Source organism: Phaeobacter sp. JH20_37 (assembly GCF_048056015.1).
GTDB lineage: Bacteria > Pseudomonadota > Alphaproteobacteria > Rhodobacterales > Rhodobacteraceae > Phaeobacter > Phaeobacter bryozoorum.
In genome coordinates this window covers 53,573-73,852 of record NZ_JAYMWW010000001.1, presented here as the reverse complement: position 1 = coordinate 73,852, position 20,280 = coordinate 53,573, and the positions used below count along the sequence as shown (strand labels likewise).

General features: G+C 57.3%; 20 protein-coding genes, 1 tRNA gene and 1 pseudogene. 14 read left to right on the top strand and 8 right to left on the bottom strand.

The window, feature by feature from the left end; all coding sequences use genetic code 11:
• Positions 1 to 1,281 carry an ABC transporter substrate-binding protein gene (locus tag VWZ87_RS00370; protein WP_416535452.1) on the bottom strand — a complete coding sequence of 427 codons (1,281 nt, stop codon included), beginning with the start codon at positions 1,279 to 1,281 and terminating at the stop codon, positions 1 to 3.
• A 180-nt stretch (positions 1,282 to 1,461) separates the two neighbouring features.
• On the bottom strand, positions 1,462 to 2,409 hold the full coding sequence (locus VWZ87_RS00365) for a helix-turn-helix transcriptional regulator (protein WP_416535451.1): 948 nt from the start codon (positions 2,407 to 2,409) through the stop codon (positions 1,462 to 1,464).
• Positions 2,410 to 2,548: 139 nt separating this feature from the next.
• Between VWZ87_RS00365 and VWZ87_RS00360 the strand changes: the two genes are divergently transcribed.
• Positions 2,549 to 2,926, top strand: a complete 378-nt coding sequence (locus tag VWZ87_RS00360; protein WP_416535450.1) for a nuclear transport factor 2 family protein — start codon at positions 2,549 to 2,551, stop codon at positions 2,924 to 2,926.
• A 23-nt stretch (positions 2,927 to 2,949) separates the two neighbouring features.
• The gene (locus tag VWZ87_RS00355) at positions 2,950 to 4,350 is read left to right on the top strand and encodes an aldehyde dehydrogenase family protein (protein WP_416535449.1); all 1,401 of its coding nucleotides are present in this window, start codon (positions 2,950 to 2,952) and stop codon (positions 4,348 to 4,350) included.
• A gap of 28 nt (positions 4,351 to 4,378) precedes the next feature.
• Here the strand turns inward: VWZ87_RS00355 and VWZ87_RS00350 are convergent, their stop codons facing one another.
• Positions 4,379 to 4,753 carry a winged helix-turn-helix transcriptional regulator gene (locus VWZ87_RS00350; RefSeq protein ID WP_340547645.1) on the bottom strand — a complete coding sequence of 125 codons (375 nt, stop codon included), beginning with the start codon at positions 4,751 to 4,753 and terminating at the stop codon, positions 4,379 to 4,381.
• A 105-nt stretch (positions 4,754 to 4,858) separates the two neighbouring features.
• Between VWZ87_RS00350 and VWZ87_RS00345 the strand changes: the two genes are divergently transcribed.
• On the top strand, positions 4,859 to 5,692 hold the full coding sequence (locus VWZ87_RS00345) for a nuclear transport factor 2 family protein (RefSeq protein WP_416535448.1): 834 nt from the start codon (positions 4,859 to 4,861) through the stop codon (positions 5,690 to 5,692).
• A 43-nt stretch (positions 5,693 to 5,735) separates the two neighbouring features.
• A complete protein-coding gene (locus VWZ87_RS00340) occupies positions 5,736 to 6,323 on the top strand; it encodes a YceI family protein (protein ID WP_416535447.1) in 588 nt (195 codons plus the stop codon).
• Positions 6,324 to 6,711: 388 nt separating this feature from the next.
• On the opposite strand, the pseudogene VWZ87_RS00335 reads toward VWZ87_RS00340, so the two are convergent.
• From VWZ87_RS00335 to VWZ87_RS00315, 5 genes and pseudogenes are all read right to left on the bottom strand, one after another.
• A pseudogene (locus VWZ87_RS00335) lies at positions 6,712 to 7,220 on the bottom strand (IS3 family transposase); the annotation flags it as partial.
• 180 nt (positions 7,221 to 7,400) lie between these two features.
• On the bottom strand, positions 7,401 to 7,631 hold the full coding sequence (locus tag VWZ87_RS00330; RefSeq protein WP_416535446.1) for a helix-turn-helix domain-containing protein: 231 nt from the start codon (positions 7,629 to 7,631) through the stop codon (positions 7,401 to 7,403).
• Positions 7,632 to 7,796: 165 nt separating this feature from the next.
• Positions 7,797 to 7,873, bottom strand: a tRNA-Arg gene (locus tag VWZ87_RS00325).
• A gap of 103 nt (positions 7,874 to 7,976) precedes the next feature.
• Positions 7,977 to 8,465 carry a DUF995 domain-containing protein gene (locus VWZ87_RS00320; RefSeq protein WP_416547678.1) on the bottom strand — a complete coding sequence of 163 codons (489 nt, stop codon included), beginning with the start codon at positions 8,463 to 8,465 and terminating at the stop codon, positions 7,977 to 7,979.
• Between the two features lie 82 nt (positions 8,466 to 8,547).
• A complete protein-coding gene (locus VWZ87_RS00315; RefSeq protein WP_416535445.1) occupies positions 8,548 to 9,471 on the bottom strand; it encodes a calcium-binding protein in 924 nt (307 codons plus the stop codon).
• A 532-nt stretch (positions 9,472 to 10,003) separates the two neighbouring features.
• Here VWZ87_RS00315 and VWZ87_RS00310 point away from each other — a divergent pair.
• From VWZ87_RS00310 to VWZ87_RS00265, 10 genes are all read left to right on the top strand, one after another.
• Positions 10,004 to 11,560: an ABC transporter substrate-binding protein gene (locus tag VWZ87_RS00310; RefSeq protein WP_416535444.1), complete on the top strand. Its 1,557-nt coding sequence runs from the start codon at positions 10,004 to 10,006 to the stop codon at positions 11,558 to 11,560.
• A gap of 152 nt (positions 11,561 to 11,712) precedes the next feature.
• On the top strand, positions 11,713 to 12,693 hold the full coding sequence (locus VWZ87_RS00305) for an ABC transporter permease (protein ID WP_340547639.1): 981 nt from the start codon (positions 11,713 to 11,715) through the stop codon (positions 12,691 to 12,693).
• On the top strand, positions 12,690 to 13,637 hold the full coding sequence (locus tag VWZ87_RS00300) for an ABC transporter permease (RefSeq protein ID WP_260102074.1): 948 nt from the start codon (positions 12,690 to 12,692) through the stop codon (positions 13,635 to 13,637). The genes VWZ87_RS00305 and VWZ87_RS00300 overlap by 4 nt, the downstream gene beginning before the upstream one ends.
• Positions 13,638 to 13,642: 5 nt before the next feature.
• On the top strand, positions 13,643 to 14,635 hold the full coding sequence (locus VWZ87_RS00295; protein WP_260102075.1) for an ABC transporter ATP-binding protein: 993 nt from the start codon (positions 13,643 to 13,645) through the stop codon (positions 14,633 to 14,635).
• Complete coding sequence (locus VWZ87_RS00290; protein ID WP_416535443.1) at positions 14,632 to 15,666, top strand: ABC transporter ATP-binding protein; 1,035 nt, start codon at positions 14,632 to 14,634, stop codon at positions 15,664 to 15,666. The genes VWZ87_RS00295 and VWZ87_RS00290 overlap by 4 nt, the downstream gene beginning before the upstream one ends.
• Positions 15,667 to 15,716: 50 nt before the next feature.
• Positions 15,717 to 16,640: a LysR family transcriptional regulator gene (locus VWZ87_RS00285; protein ID WP_340547636.1), complete on the top strand. Its 924-nt coding sequence runs from the start codon at positions 15,717 to 15,719 to the stop codon at positions 16,638 to 16,640.
• Positions 16,641 to 16,923: 283 nt separating this feature from the next.
• Positions 16,924 to 17,814 (top strand): LysR family transcriptional regulator, encoded by an 891-nt coding sequence (locus VWZ87_RS00280; RefSeq protein ID WP_416535442.1) that lies wholly within the window; start codon positions 16,924 to 16,926, stop codon positions 17,812 to 17,814.
• A gap of 186 nt (positions 17,815 to 18,000) precedes the next feature.
• Positions 18,001 to 18,693, top strand: coding sequence for a glutathione S-transferase family protein (locus tag VWZ87_RS00275; protein WP_416535441.1), 693 nt, complete (start codon positions 18,001 to 18,003; stop codon positions 18,691 to 18,693).
• Positions 18,694 to 19,221: 528 nt separating this feature from the next.
• The gene (locus VWZ87_RS00270; protein ID WP_416535440.1) at positions 19,222 to 19,824 is read left to right on the top strand and encodes a prephenate dehydratase; all 603 of its coding nucleotides are present in this window, start codon (positions 19,222 to 19,224) and stop codon (positions 19,822 to 19,824) included.
• 36 nt (positions 19,825 to 19,860) lie between these two features.
• Positions 19,861 to 20,277, top strand: coding sequence for an acyl-CoA thioesterase (locus VWZ87_RS00265; protein WP_416535439.1), 417 nt, complete (start codon positions 19,861 to 19,863; stop codon positions 20,275 to 20,277).
• Positions 20,278 to 20,280 lie beyond the last annotated feature (3 nt).

Here is a 20,280-nt window from a genome sequence, read left to right as displayed (position 1 = left end):
TCAGACCTTGGGCAGTGCGATGGTTTCGCTTTCGACGCGAATATCAGGCGCGAGGGTGTTTTCGGTAATCACCAGTTCAAACGCATGCTTGCCCGAGGACTTGCGCCACTGGCCGCCCGCCAGCTGGGTCTTGGCCACATTTCGGATCGGACTGGAGGCAAAATCCACCGGCCCCACAACCGTCTCCAGTTTTGTGGCAGCAAATACGTCGCGGACTGCGGCGCGGTCCTTGGGGGCGCCGGACTGTACCAGCGCATTCAGACCCACCTCGAACAGCGCATGGCTGTAGCCCAGCGTCTGCACCCATTGCGCGTTGCTGTCTGCTTCCCAGGCACCGGCCAGTTCGCGGGCGCTTTGCCCCGTGAAGGAAGAGGCGAAGGGCACATTCGGGGTCCACCAGACCTCAGTCGTCATGCCATCGCCGCGCGCGCCCATCGCCTCGATCGCCTGCGGGAACAGAAAAGCCGCCGCAAAGGTGCAGGCCTTTGGGGTGTAGCCCGCCTGCCCCGCCTGATTCCAGAAGGTGATCCAATGCGGCGGGAAGCCGAAGCCAGTCACAATATCGGCGCTTGCGTCGCGGAAGCGGCTGACCTGGGCGGAATAGTCATCCGCGTCGATCTTGAACATGCCGCCATCGGTACGCGAATAACCGCCCCGCTCGATGAAGCCAGGCAACCCCATCGCCGGATCGGCAAAGGCCTGTCCGACCGGGTTGTCGAGATAGAAATCGCCAACGCTCTTGTTGGTGTCGATCTGATCCCAAAGCCGCACAAAGGTGCTCATGGCGTCATCTGCGCCCCAAAAGAAATGGAAGGTCCAGGGAAAGCCCTGTTCCGGGTTGGAGCCGCGCGGGAACATCCAGGCTTGCCACGGTTGCATGGTGCTCATCGTCGGGATGCCGTGGATATCAGCGATCTCGCCCAAAGCCACCGCTGCATCGCCGTCGTTGATCAGCAGCATATCGACCTGATCGCGCAGGATCAGCTCATTGCCCGCAGAGATCGACCGGTTCATGTTGGACTGATTGTCCTTCACGATGATCTCGACTTCATGGGTGCTGCCGCCAGCGTTCAGCCCGCCCTCCAGCTGCTTGCGGATGCTGTCGACCATCCACTGATCCGACGTCCCGAACGAGGCGCGCGGTCCGCTCAGCGGCGAGATGAATCCGATCCGCACCTTCTTGGAGGCGGCGGTGGCAATGGACGGCATCGCGAGTGCGCCGGTTGCGGCGGCCGTTCCGGCCAGGAAACTGCGACGGCTGAAAGATGTGTTTCTGGTCATGGTGATCCTCCCTTTTCCAAAACGGTACGGAAGGGCGAACGGGCCAGACATAGTGCAGATGCACTATCCGGCTGCGGGCTTTTGTTCGACCCTGCAGCGCTTGCGGATACAGAAAGAAGCTGCAGAAAATCAGCAGCCTAGTCCCGGATTCAACTCAATCGCAAAAGGCCGGGCGCAGCTCTAGCGCAGCTGGCTGCCCGCCAGTCGCAGCAGTTCGACTTTGCTGTGAACGCCGGTTTTCCGATAGATGGAGGCCGCCTGATTCCGCACGGTATTGACCGAAACGCCGACGTCTTCGGCAATCGCCCGCATCGTCGCGCCGGAAATCAGCAGCTCCGCAACATGGCGTTCCTTCGGTGACAGGCGGCTCAGGGGGCTGACCGGCTGTGCCGAAATTAGCCAAAGGTCGTCAGAGTAACGGGAGCGGCCGAAGGTCGTCCCGGAGGGCGCGGTGATCACAGTATGACCCGCCAGTTCCCGCATCATGGCCGTCGGCTTCTGCCCCGGCTCAAGCCCGTCTTTCACCGCCGCATTGAAGCCGGAAGAGCACAAGAACAATTCGCCCTCATGGTCCAGCAGCGCCCATTCGTTGCAGGGGTCCACCCGCAATCCTAGGTCCAGCTGTAAGCACATCGACAACGCCTGCTCCAGATGCCGTAGGATGGCGAGAAAATCCGCAGTCTCTGTGTCGGTAAAGGCTGGCTTCTGGCCTTGCCGGTAAAGCGACATGAAAAAGTTGAACGGCCCTTCGCGCACCTTGCAATGGCCGTTCAGCATCTGGGTCAGATCGAATTCCTCGGCGAAGACCTTAAACCCGGGATCTGTCACAGCATCCTCGACCGACAGCGACCGGGCGTACCGTTTCAGGGAACGGCCGGTGCGCACAAAGGGGTCATTCACCAGATGCGCTTTGACCTTGGGCTCGAACCCCTCCGGCAAACCGCTGACCATCGTATGGACCATGGCGATCTTGCCGCCCCGGAACACCGACCAGCCCCACCAGGCGGAATCAAACACCGTAATGCCGCGCATCAACCCGATCATGTACTGCTGGAAATGCAGCGGCGTGTGGGTGTTGGCCTTGTCCATCAGGCTCAGTACAAATTCACTCAGATCATAGCGGTTCATGGGGTCCGGGTATCCCGCGCCAAGCTGCCAAACACATAGTGCATCTGCACTATACAGCACCTCCCTTTCCCTGGCTAGCGTTGGCGTCAGCGCCCCGGGACTGCCGAGGGCATGCGCAAATCCAAGGGAGGATTACACCATGACTGCAACCCTGAAAGACGTGATCGCCGAGAAGTCGCGCCAGTTCGAGGCGGACTTTGCCGCTGGCGATGTCGCCGCGCTGGTGGAGGGCTACTACACCGCCGACCCGGTGGTGATTGGCCAGGGGATCGGAACCTTTACCGGGCGCGACGGTGCCTCAGCCTACTTCCTGGGTGCGGTGCAAGACATGAAGTTGGCCCAGCTCTCAACAACATCGGTGCAGCAAGAAGGCTGCAGCGCGATTGAGACAGGCCGCGTGGTACTGACGCCGCGGGCCGAGGGCGCAGGCGATATCCATCTGGCCTATGTGGTTGTCTGGCAGAACGGTGACGACGGCTGGAAGGTCCATATGGACTATTTCATGCCCGCCGCCTGACCTGCAGCCAAGGAGGACACCCTATGACATTTGAGATGACAATCGGCGGCGCGCCCGCGCCAGCTGCCGCCAGTTTCGACGTTGCCAACCCGGCAGGCGGGCTGGCAGGCCAAGCACCAAACGGAACGCTTGCGGACCTGGATCGTGCGGTGGCAGCCGCGCAAGCAGCCTTTGCCAGCTGGTCGCAGCTGCCCGACACCGAACTGCGGCGCTATTGCGAAGCCGTCACGGACAAGATCGCGGAGCACGCTGAGGAGCTCGCGCAGCTAATCACCGCCGAACAGGGCAAGCCGCTCAATGGCCTCGGATCACGTTTTGAGATGGGCGGAGCTCAGGCCTGGGCCGGTTACACCGCTCAGCTGTCGCTGCCGGTCAAAGTTCTGCAGGAAGACGCCGAAGGTCGGATTGAGCTGCATCGCAAACCGCTTGGTGTCGTCGGCTCGATCACCCCTTGGAACTACCCGGTGATGATTGCGATTTGGCACATTCTGCCCGCGCTGCGGACCGGCAATACAGTGGTGATAAAACCCTCCCCGCTGACTCCGCTCAGCACCCTGCGGCTTGTGGCTTTGCTGAACGAGGTGCTGCCTGCGGGAGTCCTAAATTGTGTCGCCAGCGACGACCAGGCTGACAATCTGGGGGCAGCAATGTCTGCCCATCCGGGGATCCGCAAAATTGTCTTCACCGGCTCTTGTGCAACGGGCGCGAAGATCATGGCCTCGGCCGCGCCGACGATGAAGCGGCTGACGCTGGAAATGGGCGGCAATGACGCGGGCATCGTGCTGCCGGACGCCGATCCGCAAGCAATCGCCGAGGGGCTGTTCTGGGGCGCCTTCATCAACAACGGCCAGACCTGCGCCGCGCTGAAGCGCCTTTATGTGCATGAAGACATTCACGATGCAGTCTGCGCCGCGCTGGTGGAATTTGCCCGCACCATTCCGGTGGGTCCGGGATCCGACGAGTCCTCCATCCTTGGCCCGCTGCAGAATCCCATGCAGCACGCCAAGGTGTCCCGTCTCGTAGCAGCGGCCCGCGATAAAGGCCAACTGCTGCTGGGCGGCAACCCTGGTGAAGGGCTGTTTTTTGAGCCGACCATCATTGCCGGCCTCGCCAATGGTGATGCGCTGGTGGATGAGGAGCAGTTCGGTCCAGCCCTGCCGGTTATCAAATTCCGTGACGTTGAGGAGGCGATTGCAGCCGCCAATGACAGCCCCAACGGGCTGGGCGGATCGGTCTGGTCCAGCGATATTGCCAAGGCGCGAACAGTGGCGGCACGACTGGAGTGCGGCTCAGTCTGGATCAACAAGCACGGGGCAATCCAGCCCAACGCGCCATTCGGCGGGGTGAAATCCTCCGGCCTCGGCGTGGAATTCGGCGAGGAAGGACTGGCAGAATACACCGATATCCAAGTGGTGTTCACCTGAACGGGCGGCCGGGGTCGCAGCCCCGGCCCTATCCTGCGTTGTCGTAGCGTTCCCTTGCAGTCATGATTTCCGGGTGCTTCTCTACCGCCCAGGCGGCCATCGCGCCGATAGGGTCAAACAAGGATCTGCCCAGCTCGGTAATGGCATAATCAACCCGCGGCGGGATCACCGGTGTGACCTTGCGCGCCACCAGCCCATCGCGTTCTAGCTGCCGCAGGGTCTGGGTCAGCATCCGCTGCGAAACATCGGGGATTGCCCGTTGAATTTCTGAAAACCGGTATTCCCCGTCCCGCAGCAACAGGATCACCAGCAGGCTCCATTTGCCGCTGATCTGCGCCAGCACGGTTCGGATCGGGCAAAGATCCAGCCCCAGCTCTCGTTCGATTTCCTCACGCCGCTTCATGAATTTTCCTTAGTTACTAAAAAGTGCCTTCTTCCACATAGGAACCACACTTCTTAATAGTAACTTATGTGACCGACTCAGGCAACAGCCACGAAGGAGACTTGAATGACCATTTTCGAGAAAGCGGCAACAACAGCGGTGCTGGCCGCAGCCGTAGCAACCTCTGCAGCCGCTGATCCCGCAGAAAACAAGGCCACCGCCCGGGCTCTTCTTGAGCAGGGCCTCGCCAAAGGCGACCGCGAGTTTATCCGCGCGCATGTCGCCGAGAATTACATCCAGCACAACCCGCAGGCCGCCGATGGGCGCGAAGGGCTGTTGGGCTTTGTGGACTTCCTTGAAACGCTGGATCCGCCCGTGCAGGTCAACCCCATCCGGGTGTTCGGTGATGACAGCTTTGTAGTGATCCATCAGACAGCGGAATTCTTCGGCCCCAAGGTGATCATCGACCTGTTCCGCTTTGAAGACAGCAAGCTGGTAGAGCATTGGGATGCGATCCAGGATGAAGTGACTGAAACCGCCAGCGGCCGTTCCATGATTGATGGCACCACCGAAATCACAGATCTGGACAAGACCGAAGCCAACAAGGCACTGGTTACCGGCCTCGTCACCGACGTGCTGATGGGCGGCGACCTTGCCAGGATCGACGACTACATCCGCGCCGACTACATGCAGCACAATCCTTATGTGCCAGACACCCGCGACGGGCTGAAGGGGTTCATCGCCTATTTGGCCGAGAACGAAATCTCCTTCGGCTACACCGAACTGCACAACGTGGTGGCTGAAGGCAATTTCGTAATGACCCAAGCTGCAGGCATCTACGACGGCAAACCCACCGCTTTCTATGACCTCTGGCGCGTCGAGGACGGGCTGATCGCCGAGCATTGGGACGCGGTGCAGGAAATCCCCGCCGAATTCGCCCACGGCAACGGCATGTTTTGATTCACAACCCCTTTAACTTCACGTCCAACGGAAAGGATACGCAATGACCAAAATCCACTTTCTCAGCGCCCTCGCCGCTCTTGCCATCATGACAGGCGCAGCCGCTGCAGCAACTTACAAGACAGATCCTGGCCACACTGAGGTTCGCGTGGGCTGGAACCACGCCGGCGTCTCAATGCAGCACGGCGAATTCACTGCGGTCAGCGGCACGCTGGAACTGGATCCTGCAAACCCGGAGACCGCCAGCGTAACAGCGGCCATCGCAACGGACAGCTTCTTCTCCGGTGTCGAGGCGCTTGATCAACATGCCAAAAGTCCGGATTTCCTGGACGCAGGCACCTATCCGGAGATCACCTTTACCAGCACCGGTGTAAAACTCACCGGTGAGGATACAGCCGAGATTACCGGCGATCTGACCTTGCACGGTGTCACCAAACCGGTGATGCTTGAGGCTCGCCTGACACACCTTGGCGCGCATCCGGTCGGTCAGTTCTTTGATTACTACAAAGGCGACTGGGTGGCTTTCTCCGCGTCGGGCACAATCGACCCGGCAGATTTCGGCGTCGGCAGCAGCATCCCGGTGGGCCAGCTGACCATCGAAATCGACACCGAGCTTAAAGCTGCCGAATAAGCTCAGGTCTCAATATACCAAATGTTCCGACACCGGGGCGCCAGCTTCGGGGTCGGAGTCTACACATCAGACTGGTAGATTCAGCGAGACGGTCCATAATGGAGGATATCCACCATGGAATTGGTCACAGCTTGCGGCTGCGAACCAAGGGTTCGCGAAATGCCTGAAGCCGACATCCAATGTGCTGTTCAGTTGTTGACCATTCAGAACGTAGGTAATCACTTGCGTTTTCATGCGCTGCAGCAAGCTTAGCGAGCGTTCTAAGTCAAAGGAGCCGCACAGCTGCAACGCATTCTAAGGTTCTTCAAGCGACTGGACACCCTAAGCAGAGGTGGTTCAGGTGGTTTGAACAGTTTCCGGCCGTTTCGTAGGTAGATTTCCCGCTCGATTATGCTGCGACCGGGATTTGTCGCAACGGTTTGAGATAGGCCTGATCGGGCGTCTGCCCGTCCAGCGATGAGTGCGGCCTCCTACTGTTATACGGCACAGGCTCTCGCGGGCTGCTGACACGCTTTGATACGCGCGCAGGTAGACCTCCTCGTATTTGATCGTCCGCCACAGCCGTTCGACAAAGACGTTGTCCCGCCACGCACCTTTGCCGTCCATGCTGATCTGGATGCCCGCGTCCTTCAGCGTCTTGATGAAGTCGATGGACGTGAACTGGCTGCCCTGATCCGTGTTCATGATCTCCGGCTTGCCATGACGGCGCATGGCATCTTTCAAAGCCTCGATGCCAGGGCCGGTTTCCAGTGTTGTCGACAATCGCCAGACCAGAATCTTTCGGCTGAACCAGTCCAGCACCGCAACGAGATAAACAAATCCGCGTGCCACGGGGATGTAGGTAATGTCCATCGCCCAGACCTGGTTTGGCCGTGTCACAGCAAGCGTTCTCAGCAGACTGGCCTTGGCGAGCACTTCGCCCAAAAAATCGTTTTCCAGCGTCAACTGGCCTATCGTCGCGTGCAACGATTTCACATCGATCTCGGGCTCCTTCGTCCCGGCACGCTGCCGGATCAGGAGCGGAAAATCCACCTAGCTCAACTGTTCATATTTCTCGGGCCAAATCTAATGGCCGCTCTATCTCTCTTCGCAAAGATCAGGGAAAAGCTGCTCTGGCGTAGTTTGCAAAGCGTCCGCCAAAGCCTGCTCAATCTTCGCAGATCGACACATTCTTTTTCCTACCAAAGTGACAGCAGAGTCAGTCACGCCCAATTCGCGGGCGATCTTTGCGAGAGAGCTTCCCCGGACGCGAAGATCGGCCCTGAGGCGTTCATGTCGATCTAACTGTTGTTTTGTGGGCTGACGCATGTTGGCACAATGACGCAGCGCAAGTTTTAAGACAACACGGAACGCCAGCGAGCAGTGTTCGGATGCTGGGTGAATGTTGCGGCGGAAGAGTTCGGCCGGGACTCTGTTGGGTCAATGATGTGACGGAAAAGTCAAACACCTCTGACGTCATACACATAGGGGAAGTGGCGGACCGAGGAGGATTCGAACCCCCGACCCCTTGATTCGTAGTCAAGTACTCTATCCAGCTGAGCTATCGGTCCACTCCGGCGGGGTTTAAGCGTAGCGGCGCGGGGGTGCAAGTCAAAAGCGAGGGGTCGGCCCTTTTTTTGGCTGACCCCTGAAACGGCTTCTTACCCGGATCAATCAGAACCCCAGTTTGGACCGGGTCTGTTGAACCTGGGCCTGGAATTTATATCCACGGACGAGACCCGCATCTTTCCCCATCGGCCACCATTCGGGATCGTTCGGCCAGCTTCGCCAGATGACACCCCAGGCGTCAACCACATGGCTGATGCAGGATTTGTCGTTCGCGCTGGCTCCGGCACGGCGTCCGCTTGGGTAGTACCAAACGAGATCCTGGCACATCTGCCCGTTTGCATCGACCGCCCAGGTTCCTGCGCCCAGGTTGTCGCTTTGGTCGGCACACCAGGCGCGCGCCTGACCGCCCGGTGCGAAATAGATGCCTCCGCCGCAGTTGTTGGTCCAGAGTTCAGTCTTTCCCGAGTATATTTTTGCAATTTTCTGCGGATTGGCAGTTTTTGCACTGCGCGGCAACGGGTCTGCGGATGTTACCGCAGGTAGAGTGCAAAGCAGCGCCGCAGCAATCAGGTTACGTTTAACACTAGTCATCATTTACCTCCTCGGGTCTACCTGGAATCTGTCATCTTGATCTGCTGAACCGCTCTCCAGGCGCGAAGCTTGGAGCGTCAGTATATCAGAACAAGAAGTGATCGGCGTCCTGCAACTCTGTGTATGTCATGTTTTCGACGATCACGGTGACATCGGCAAAATAGATTGCCGCGTCATCGCCGACCTGACCAAAATCGACATCCTGCATGCTTTCCGCTCCGCGGCCAAGCTTGATGCGGTCCACCCCCGCCTCAAAATCGGTGATGCGATCAGTGTGATCGCCCTCATTGAAGATAAATATATCCGCCCCCGCTCCGCCGGTCATCACGTCATCACCGGCCCCGCCAAATAGCCGGTCCACACCGGCGCCGCCACGAATCGTGTCGTTGCCAGCCCCACCGATCAAACGATCGTTGCCCCGTCCGCCCCCGATGAAATCGTCACCAAGACCGCCAAAGATACGGTCACGGCCGATGCCGCCGCGCAGGATATCGTCGCCGCCGTTCCCGTGGAGCGTATCTGCACCGGAGCCTCCGCGGAGGTTGTCGATCCCTAGACCACCCGTCACGAAATCATTACCCCCGCCGGCAGCGACCGTGTCGTTTCCGGCGCCAAGCGAAATGCGATCGCCGCCGCCATAAGTACGGATGGCCGTGACATTGCTGTTGAGTAGGGCAGTGATCTCGTCGTCACCAGAGAGCAACTCACGGGCCAAATCGTCGGCGGGCAGTGAGGCGAAGCGATCAAAGGTCATCGAGATATTGGAAACTGATACGATTGGGGCGCCGTTCAGGGAGTGGTCCATCGAGTAGATCTGCCAATCCGCCTGGTCCTCGCTGGAAAAATCCCCGCCGAGGCGCAGCACGGATCCATCGGCGCCCGTCTGTTCAAGCTCGGTGGCAGAAACAACGGTACCGAAAGAGTCGCGCGAGGTTTCAAAGCTGTCAAAGGCCAGATAGTTACTCAGTGAAGATGCGCCTGGAAACGACGCAACGAATACATTTGCCATTGTGGGCTCTCTTTCACACTGGTTGGAACGATTTGACTAAAAGCTGATAGGTTTATTCGGCGCTGCGGGCAAATATTTGGCGCCTTAACCATATTAACGGACTGTTAATGGGCGTCTGCGGCGTACAAACGACGAATTTTCGTGCGACTGTTTCCAATGCCACCATGGAACGACCCGCGCTCTCCGCTCCAGAGGGAACTCCGATTCTCTTAGTTCAGGTCGTTTTTCTTATCTCGATTCGGCCGGCGGTCTTCTGCGCCAATGCGTCACCTCGATGCGCTGTTTTTCGCCGCTGGGGTGCTCAGTATAGCAGTCAGAACCGCCGATTCCCGTCCACCCTCTGATAGGTTCTTGCTATGCAGAATGCGCATCCGCCGAGGTGATTGAGCCAACAAATGCCCCATAAGCTTTTGAAATATTTTTGAAAAACAAGCTATACGCATTTTGCATAGCCGCTTTGCAATCGGCATTGGATTGTTCGCGACCCCTGCGATACCGATGAAGTAACAATACAGTAACGGGAGGACGAATAATGAAACATTTTGCGAGTACGCTCGCTGTTGCCACTCTGACGGCAACCCTGAGCACGGCCGCGATGGCCGAGGTGACCATCAAGGTCGCCTATGACGCTGATCCGGTTTCGCTGGATCCGCATGAGCAGCTTTCCGGCGGCACGCTGCAGCTGTCGCATATGGTATTTGATCCGCTGGTCCGCTGGACCAAGGATCTTCAGTTCGCTCCGCGGCTGGCAGAAAGCTGGGAGCAGATCGATGAAACCACCATGCGATTCAAGCTGCGCGACGGTGTCACGTTCCACAGCGGCAACCCGCTGACCTCGGCAGATGTTGACTGGACGTTTGATCGTCTGAAGTCCAGCCCCGATTTCAAGGGTATCTTCGCGTCTTTCACTGACGTCGAAGTCATCGACGAGCTGACTTTCGACCTGAAGACCTCCGAGCCGTATCCGCTGGTCCTGCACACGGCGACCTACATCTTCCCGATGGACAGCCAGTTTTACTCCGGCACCACCGAGGATGGCAAAGAAAAGGCCGAGCTGGTCAAGCACGGCGACAGCTTTGCATCGCGCAACCTGTCCGGCACCGGCCCCTTCACTGTCACCGAGCGTGAACAGGGCGTGAAAGTCGTCTTTGATCGCTTTGATGGCTACTGGGACACCGCTTCCGAAGGCAACGTCGACAAGATTATCCTGACGCCGATCAAGGAAGACCCGACACGTGTCGCAGCCCTGCTGTCTGGTGACGTTGATTTTATCGCACCGGTTCCGCCAACTGATCTGAAGCGTGTCGAAGAACACGAAGGCACCACCCTGATCACCGAACCCGGCACCCGTATCATCACGTTCCAACTGAACCAGAACCGTGTTGAAGCGTTCAAAGACGCACGTGTTCGCAAGGCGATCGACTATGCGGTGAACAACGCCGGCATCGTGGATCGCATTATGCGCGGCTTTGGCACCGTTGGCGCCCAGGCAAGCCCGGCCGGCTATCTCGGCTATGACGAGAACCTGACACCGCGCTTTGACGTTGAAAAAGCCAAGGCTCTGATGGCCGAAGCTGGTTACGCCGATGGTTTCTCGGTCACCATGATGGCGCCGAACAACCGCTATGTGAACGACGATAAAATCGCTCAGGCCGTTGCTTCGATGCTGGCAAAGATCAACATCAAAGTTGACCTGCAGACCATGCCCAAAGCGCAGTACTGGCCGACATTTGACGAACGCGCTGCCGACATGATGATGATCGGCTGGCACTCCGACACCGAAGACTCCGCGAACTTCCACCAGTTCCTGACGCATTGCCCGGACGAAGCCACCGGCAACGGTCAGTACAATTCCGGCAACTACTGCAACCCGGAAGCCGATGCTCTGATGGCTGAAGCCAATGCGACAACCGATCAGGCGAAACGTGGCGAACTGCTGCGCAAGCTGGAAGGCATCCTTTATGAAGACGCGGCCTTCATTCCGCTGCACTGGCAGAACCTGGCCTGGGGTGCTCGTGATGGTGTCCACGCTGAAAAGATCGTGAACGCTCTGAACTTCCCCTACTTCGGCGATCTGAAAGTAGACTGATAACTCTTAGGCCGGGGCGGCGTCGCTGCCCCGGCCGATTTGCCACCAATTCCCAGATTTTCACCACTTCTTTATGGGCATGTCCCTGCCGCCCGTCGGGCGTCAATGGCGTTGTGCCCATCAACAAGTGACTGATACAAGGTAACTCCAACATGCTCGCCTACCTCGTGAAACGCGTGTTTCAGGCTATCGCGGTGATGTTTGCCATCTCGCTGATCGGCTTTGCCATCCAGGACAATCTCGGCGACCCCCTGCGCGAACTGGTCGGTCAGTCCGTTTCGGAAGAGGTCCGCCAGCAACTGCGCGACGAACTGGGTCTGAACGACAGTTTCGTGACACAGTACATCCGATTTCTTGGAAATGCCCTTCAGGGCGACCTCGGCACCAGCTATTTCTTCAAAGAACCCGCGCTCGACGTGATCCTGAAGAAGCTGCCCGCCACTTTGGAACTGGTTATGGGTGCAACCCTGATCATCGTCGGCCTCTCCGTACCCTTGGGCGTTTATACAGCGATCAAACCGAATGCGTTCTTCAGCCGCTTGATCATGGGGGTCTCGATTGTCGGCATCTCGATCCCGGTTTTCCTGACCGCAATCCTGATGATTTTTGTCTTCTCGGTGGAACTCGGATGGTTCCCATCTTACGGGCGGGGCGATGTGGTGCATGTCTTTGGCTATTGGGAAACCAATTTTGCTACCGCAGATGGCTGGGTGCACATCCTGCTGCCTTCGGTCGCGCTGGCATCGATCATGCTGCCGCTGTTCGTACGCCTGATCCGGGCTGAGATGATGGAAGTGCTGCAAAGCGAATACGTGAAATATGCCCGCGCCAAGGGCATCCGCCCCGGACGCATCTATTTTGTGCATGCGCTGAAGAATACCTTGTTGCCGGTGATCACCGTTGGTGGTGTGCAGATCGGAACTATGGTCGCCTACACTATTCTGACGGAGACCGTCTTCCAGTGGCCAGGCATGGGGTTCATGTTCCTTGAGGCGGTGAACCGCGTCGATACCCCGTTGATCGTGGCATATCTCATCATTGTGGGCTTCATCTTTGTGGTGACCAACACAATCGTCGACCTGATCTATGGGCTCGTCAATCCAACAGTCAATATTGCGAGGATGGGCGCATGAGCAGCCTTAGTACAAACCAAACCACCCCGTCGCGGTTTAGTCGCCTGTGGAACTCCAACATGGGCTACAGCTTCCGGCGCAACCCCGTGGCGATGGTATCCTTTGCGGTGTTCATGGTCATCACCCTCGCCTCGATCCTGGCACCGGTGCTGGCACCGTTTGATCCCTATGATCCGGCCCAGATCGACATTATGAACAGCGAATACCCGCCAGCCTGGATTGACGGAGCCGACCCCCAGTTCGTGTTTGGCACCGATGATCAGGGTCGGGATCTATGGTCGACGATCCTCTACGGCACCCGCCTGTCCTTGCTGATCGGTCTTTGCGCCGTCGCCTTGCAAGCCTTCCTCGGGATCTCAATCGGGTTGGTGGCCGGCTATGTCGGTGGGCGGCTCGACAGCCTTCTGATGCGCTTTGCCGATATCCAGCTGTCTTTCTCGACGTTGATGGTCGCTATCATCTTCCTCGCGGTGACGCAGGCGATGTTTGGCAGCGAGACCTTCAACCAATATGCGATCTACTTCCTGATTGCAGTGATCGGCGTCGCCGAATGGCCGCAATATGCCCGAACGGTACGCGCCACTGTTCTTGCTGAGAAAAAGAAGGAATATATCGACAGCGCCCGCGTGCTGGGCTTCGGCCCGATGCGGATTATGGTGCGGCATATTCTGCCGAACTCGCTGTCGCCGATCTTTGTGATTTCGACGGTGCAGGTGGCGAATGCGATTATTTCCGAGGCGTCACTCAGCTTCCTGGGTCTTGGGATGCCCCCCAGTCAGCCCTCGCTCGGATCGCTGATCTCCTCCGGTTTTGACTATATCTTCTCCGGCAGCTGGTGGATCACCGCCATCCCCGGTGTGGTTCTCGTTGTCCTCGTTCTTGTCATCAACCTCTTGGGTGACTGGATGCGTGACGTGCTGAACCCGAAACTCTACAAAGGATAATAGCGATGTCGTTGCTTTCCGTTCGCGACCTCACGGTCAAATTTGCGATGCGTGATCACACCGTCACCGCATTGAACCAGATTTCCTTCGACCTTGGAAAAGGCGAGCGTCTGGGCATCGTAGGTGAATCCGGGGCCGGTAAATCCATCACCGGTTTCTCTCTGATGAACCTTCTCAGCCGGCCCGGATATATCGACAGTGGTGAGATCCTTTTTGGTGGCAAGGATATCGTCAAACTGTCCGACGCCGAGATGCGTACGATCCGTGGCAATCGCATGGCGATGATCTTTCAGGATCCGATGGTCACTCTGAACCCGGTCCTGACGATCGGCCAGCAAATGGTCGAAACGCTCAAGGCGCACCGCTCGCTCAGCCAGTCTGAAGCGGAACAGATCGCTATTCTGAAGTTGCGGGAGGTCTATATCCCCTCGCCCGAAGAAAGGCTGAACCAATATCCCCACGAGCTGTCCGGCGGCATGCGGCAACGGATCATCATCGCGATGGCGCTGCTTCTGGATCCGGAGCTGATCATCGCAGATGAACCGACAACTGCGCTGGATGTGACAATTCAGGCGGACATCATGGAGTTGCTGCTCGAACTCTGCCAGTCCAACAAGGTTGGCCTGATCCTGATCACTCATGATCTTGGCGTGGTCAGTCAGATGACCGAGCGCACCCTCGTCATGTACGCCGGTCGTCTGATCGAGGCAGGTCCGACGCGCGAGATTATCAACGACCCGCAACACCCCTATACCCAAGGGCTGATCAACGCGTTGCCGCAACAGACCCTGCCCGGCCAACGACTGAAACAGATCCCGGGCAACATGCCAGGGCTGACATCCATCCCCCCCGGCTGTCCCTTCAGCCCTCGCTGCGAATATGCTGTCGACCACTGCCGCAAGGTGTTGCCGGAAACAGTAAGCTATCGCCAGGTCGAGGTCGCCTGCCACGAAGTCTCCCGCCTGCAGAATACCAGCCTTGAGGAGGCAAGCGTATGACAATCCAGACACAAGACAACAAACCTTTGCTTGAGCTGAAGAATCTTGAGAAACGCTTTGAATTGGACCGCGGGTTTCTAGAAACCATCAAGCTGCGCGGTGGTCGCATCACCCGTGAGAAACGCGCGGTGCATGCGGTCAACAATGTCTCGCTCACCGCCGACCGTGGCGAAGCGCTGTGTATTGTCGGTGAATCCGGCTGCGGAAAATCTACTGTAGCGCGGCTGGTTGCCGGGCTGCTGACGCCTAGCGGCGGCGAAATCCACTATGATGGTGAACGGATCGACGATCGCTCGCGCGGGGAAATGATGCCCCTGCGCAAGAAGATGCAAATGATCTTTCAGAATCCCTATGCCTCCCTGAACCCGCGCATGACAATCCAGCAGGCGTTGGAAGAACCCGTTCGCCACCACAATCCGTCGCTGTCGCGTGGCGAAGTGCGTGATAAAGTGTCGGAGGTCATGCGGTCTGTTGGTGTGGATCCGAGCTGGTCCAGCCGCTATCCGCATGAATTCTCGGGTGGCCAGCGCCAGCGGATCGCAATCGCCCGGGCATTGACTGTCGACCCCGAGTTCATCATCGCGGATGAACCGATTTCGGCACTGGATGTCTCGATCCAGGCACAGGTTCTGAACCTGATGCTGGAAGCCAAGGACCAGCGGGGACTGACCTATTTCTTCATCACCCACGACCTCAGCGTGGTGGAGCATTTCGGGACGCGCGTTGCGGTGCTCTATCTTGGTACGCTGTGTGAGTTGGCCGATACCCGGACATTGTTTGAAAACCCCAAACACCCCTACACCAAGGCGCTGTTGTCCGCGGTGCCACAACTCAAGGATGAAGGGCCAAGTCACATCCGGCTGCAGGGCGAAATCCCGACACCCATCAACTTGCCTCAAGGTTGCCCCTTTCAAACGCGCTGCGCATTTGCGAATGCTAGATGTCGCGAGTCGCGTCCGCGTCCACTACGGCAAGCAGATGGCAGCACCGTTGCCTGCCACGCGGTCGAAGAGAACCGGCTCGACGGCTAAACACCGGGACCCCCGGCCCACTGGATGACCCCAGAACGGACCTAGGCAAGTTGGATATTATCTGGCTCAGAGACTTTGAAGCGCTGACAACGCACAAGAATTTTTCGCGTGCTGCAGAAGAGCGGAATGTCAGCCAACCCGCATTCTCCAGGCGTATCCGCGCCCTGGAGGATGAGGTTGGTGTGAAGCTGATCAATCGACAAACCTTCCCGCTGTCGCTGACGCCTGCGGGGGATGTGTTTCTATCGCAGGCCAAAATCATCCTACGCACCTACTCCGAGACGCTGGAACGCTGCCAAACGATTGATGCTGCAGGGGAAAATGTCATCCGCTTTGCGTCATCTCAGTCGCTTTACATGACCCATTTCCGGGACCATATCGAACCGTTGATGGAGGCCGGCGGGTTGGATGTCGATCTCAACTCCACCAGTTGGGCGGCAGATCAATTCGTCACTGCCTTGCAGCAGCGCTATTGCGACGTGATCCTGACCTACTGGCATCCCGCAATGGATTTCCTGTCACCGCTGGAGGTCAGCAAATGCGATTACTTGACGCTATCAGAGGATGAATTCATCCCGGTGTCAAAAACGGATGCAGGTGGACACCCGCTTTTCCACCTCGGCCGCGATACCAAACGACAGATTCCGCTGCTGTCTTATGGCAGCGCATCCGCGCTGAGATCGGTTCTGGATCACACCTTGCGCCAGCAAATCTCGCCTCCAAATCTGCTGGTTGTAAACCAGAACTCTCTCGCGAATTCGGTCAAGGCGATGATCCTGGAGGGGTTCGGCCTTGGCTGGCTGCCGCGCAAGCTGTGCGAGGATGAATTGAGCGATGGGCGTCTGGCGCTTGCCGGCGGAGAGTCGTTTGTCACGCCAATTTCGGTCCGTCTGTACCGCGAGACCGAGAATACCAAACCCACATTGAATAGCCTTTGGCGCAAGATGGGCAACAGTGCAGCGATCGTCGGCTGACAGCAACAACGCGCGGACTGTTATCTGACTGTTACGGGTCGGCCTCATGCTAGGAATGTTTTGAACCCCTCGCAATCCAGGGTAGGCAAAAAGGCGCTGGTCATGACGTTTCTCTCCTAACCGGCGAAATACAGCCCAACTCATCCATTGCGGGTGTTTCCGTTTTGACTTCTCGCAAAGAGGGCATAAAAGTTGTCTCGCGCGTGTCAGCCAGGGGTGGTGGCGCGCCATCTAATAGAGGCGCAGGCATTCGATGCGCCCTATGGCATTTGAAGGGGTAACCATGGATATCAGTCAACTCAAGACCTTTGTCACAGTGGCAAGGGAAGGCAGTATCACGCGCGCGTCCGAGCTGTTGTTTCGCAGTCAACCGGCCGTCAGCGCCCATATCAAAACGATGGAAGACACGCTGGGCCTGACACTATTCCAGCGTACACCGCGCGGGATGAGTGTCACCACCGACGGACAGCGGCTTCTGGTAGAGGCCAGGCAGCTGCTTGATAATCATCAGAAATTTCTGGAAGAGGCCTCCCGGTTGCGTGGGCGTTTGGCCGGCCAGCTGCGAGTCGGCGCCGGGCGCAACCTGGGGTCGACCGAGGTGAGCCGCCTGCTCGCTGATCTTTCAAAGAACTTTCCAGATCTCGAAGTTGCCCTGCAACATGGCACATCTTCAAGTGTGTTGGACGATATCCGCAATGGTCGCCTGGATGCAGGTTTCTTTATCGACCCTGACGAAGCCCAGAATGACCTTGAAACCCTCGAAATATCGCGTTTCAGCGTCTACCTTGCGGCCGCTCCTGATCTGGTCCCGCCGGGTCCGGACCTTGACTGGGACAAGCTGGCGGCTATGCCTTGGATCTACCCCACTTATAGTTCGTGTTGTGGACGCATCGCGGAGCGCCTGTTTAAGGAAAACCGCATTCAACCCGCCCGGATCATCAATGTCGATGATGAGACTATTACACGCGCCTTGATCGCAAGCGGTGCTGGCATCGGTCTGGTTCACGTCAGCAGCGCAGGAACCGAACCCCCGAGTGGAGAGATCGCTCTGCTGCGAGAAGTCCGCAAATCGACACGCGTTCTCTTCGCTCATCTCGCCAACCGCACTCAAGACCCCATCATCAGCGCCGTTCGCGATCTGCTGGATACAGATAGGATGGCCATCTCGGCCTGACCAGCTCTATTGCCAGCCAAATGGTTTCACCCGTTGAGCCAGCATCACAAATAGAAGCCACCTTATTTCATCAAAATACTATATTGATGAAACCATAATGAGACGTAAGGTTTCATTATATGTAGCAGCGCGATTCTATATCAGCCGAAAATGTTAGATGCTAACTTCCCAGACAGGAGAACCTCAATGGACCGCAAACTCTATAGCCTTTGTGGCGAAGATCGTAAACGTCACTATTCGCCACATGTCTGGAAAGTCATCATGGCTTTAGAGCACAAGAATTTGAAATATAATCTTGTCCCTGTTTCATTTGGCGACATCACTGCTATTGAGGATGGTCGCTTTACCAGTGTGCCCGTCTTGCGTGATGGAGAAACGGTGCTGGGAGAAAGTTTTGATATCGCTCGGTATCTGGATGAAACCTATACCGATACTCCCAATCTTTTTGATGGCAAGGGAGCGATCGCCTTGACCTGTTTTGTCGAAAGCTACTGCAAAACGGTCCTTCATCCCAGCCTTGCCACGATTGCTGTCATGGATATGCACAACCTGATGTCGCCCGATGACCAAGCCTATTTCCGCGCTGCCCGTGAGCGCAGGTTTGGCATGCCACTGGAAGCCATGGCCGAAGGCGCCGACGGCGAACGCGCAGCGCTGCCAGAGAAACTAGCGCCTGTCCGTGACTTGCTCGGAACGCAGGATTGGTTGTCAGGCACAACGCCTGCCTACGCCGACTACACGCTCTTTGGAACACTGCAATGGTGTAACGTCTGCACATCTAACCCGTTGCTCGAGCGTGATGATATCGTTGGCAGCTGGTTTGAGCGCTGTCTCGACCTCTTCGACGGGATTGGTCGCGACCCGACCCGGTCCAGCTGAGACCGAAACCGGCTGTCGGCTTCCTCTCATCGACGACCGTCACCGCTATGATACCGCCTGCACGTCGGGAAGCTCGCCCGGCGTGCGAGATATGGCGCGCAGCTACAGCCTGTTTCCAGACCGTGGGATGGAGGCGGGCTGCTTCGGTTTTTATGCACCACCTTACTGGTCAGGCCTGTCTGGAAGATTTCCGCCTGTAGGTGATCGAGCCTCAGCTATAACCGCGTGAGCTGAGCGACCAGTTTCCTGCTTTTCATGTCATTATTCGAGTTATGGACTGTTCCTCACCATAGCTGAGGAACAGCATCAGTTTTTTCGAATTGTTCGGCGAAGCCATTGCCGCTTCGATGATGTCAGTGAAATGAGATTCGGCGAGCGCATATGAAGTAGAGTTGCCGCGATAAAAGGCAAAAATCAAAATCACATATAAAATATAGTTCGAGTAGATGTTCAAATACTTATTTGAGCAAATGGATGAAATTTGGTCATTGCAAAGTTAGCATCGACACATAGCGGAAAAGATACGCAATGGATCTCCAAATCGAAAACAGCGTTAACGCTGATTATATTCCGCAATCTGAAACCTTTGGTTGGGTTAAACAGATCCATACGCTTGGCCCTACCGGAACGAATTGTGAGCGAGCAGCTATTTCCTGGGCATTACGTCGGTGTCACGGCGCGTCGGTGAAATTGCACCGGACGATGGAACAGGCCGCTGAGAGTGTAGCCTGCCAGGACGGAGCTGTATTGGTCGGGGTTGTCGCCTACCCCCATCTCCACTCCATCATCTACGCACACATCCAGAAAATGAAATTGCTGGATGTATTTATCATGAATACCGACAACATGGTTCTGGCCTCCCGCACCGGGGCTGAGCCAATGACCTGCGCCACCCATCCTGCGCCCGAAAAACTGCTCCCGGCCACGGTTGAGCGACGCTTTGTCTCCAGCAATGTCATCGCGGCACGCGACTGCGCGGCGGGCAATGTCGACGGCTGCATCACCACGCTTTGCGCGGCCGAGAAATTCGGCCTTTCCATCCTGCGGAAATTCGGCCCCGTCCCGATGGGCTTCACAATCCACGGACCGCTGGAAAAGCGGGCCTGCCAGGATTGCACCCAACACGCCTGAACCCTCGCTACATCGAACCCCAATAGGAGAGACCCCATGTCCAACAAAGCCTTCGAAACACCCGTAGAAATTCGTTACCGCGATACCGACTCGATGGGTCACGTCAGCAGCCCCGTCTATTATGACTACATGCAGTCGGCATATCTGGAATACATGCACGACCTCCTAGAGCTGCCCAAATCCGAAAAGCTGCCGCATATCATGGTCAAGACATCCTGCGATTACATCTCGCAGGCGCTCTACGGTGACAATCTGGTGGTTTGCAGCCGTGTGGTCAGCTTCGGCGGCAAGAGCTTCGAGATGGAGCATGTGATGCACATTGATGATGCAGATCGTCGCGTGGTCGCAAATGCCAAGTCTGTTCATGTCATGTTCGACTACGGCAAGCAGGCCACCTACCCCGTGCCGGATGCTTTCAAAGAAGCTGTTGCTACGTTTCAGGAAAGCGCCTGACCC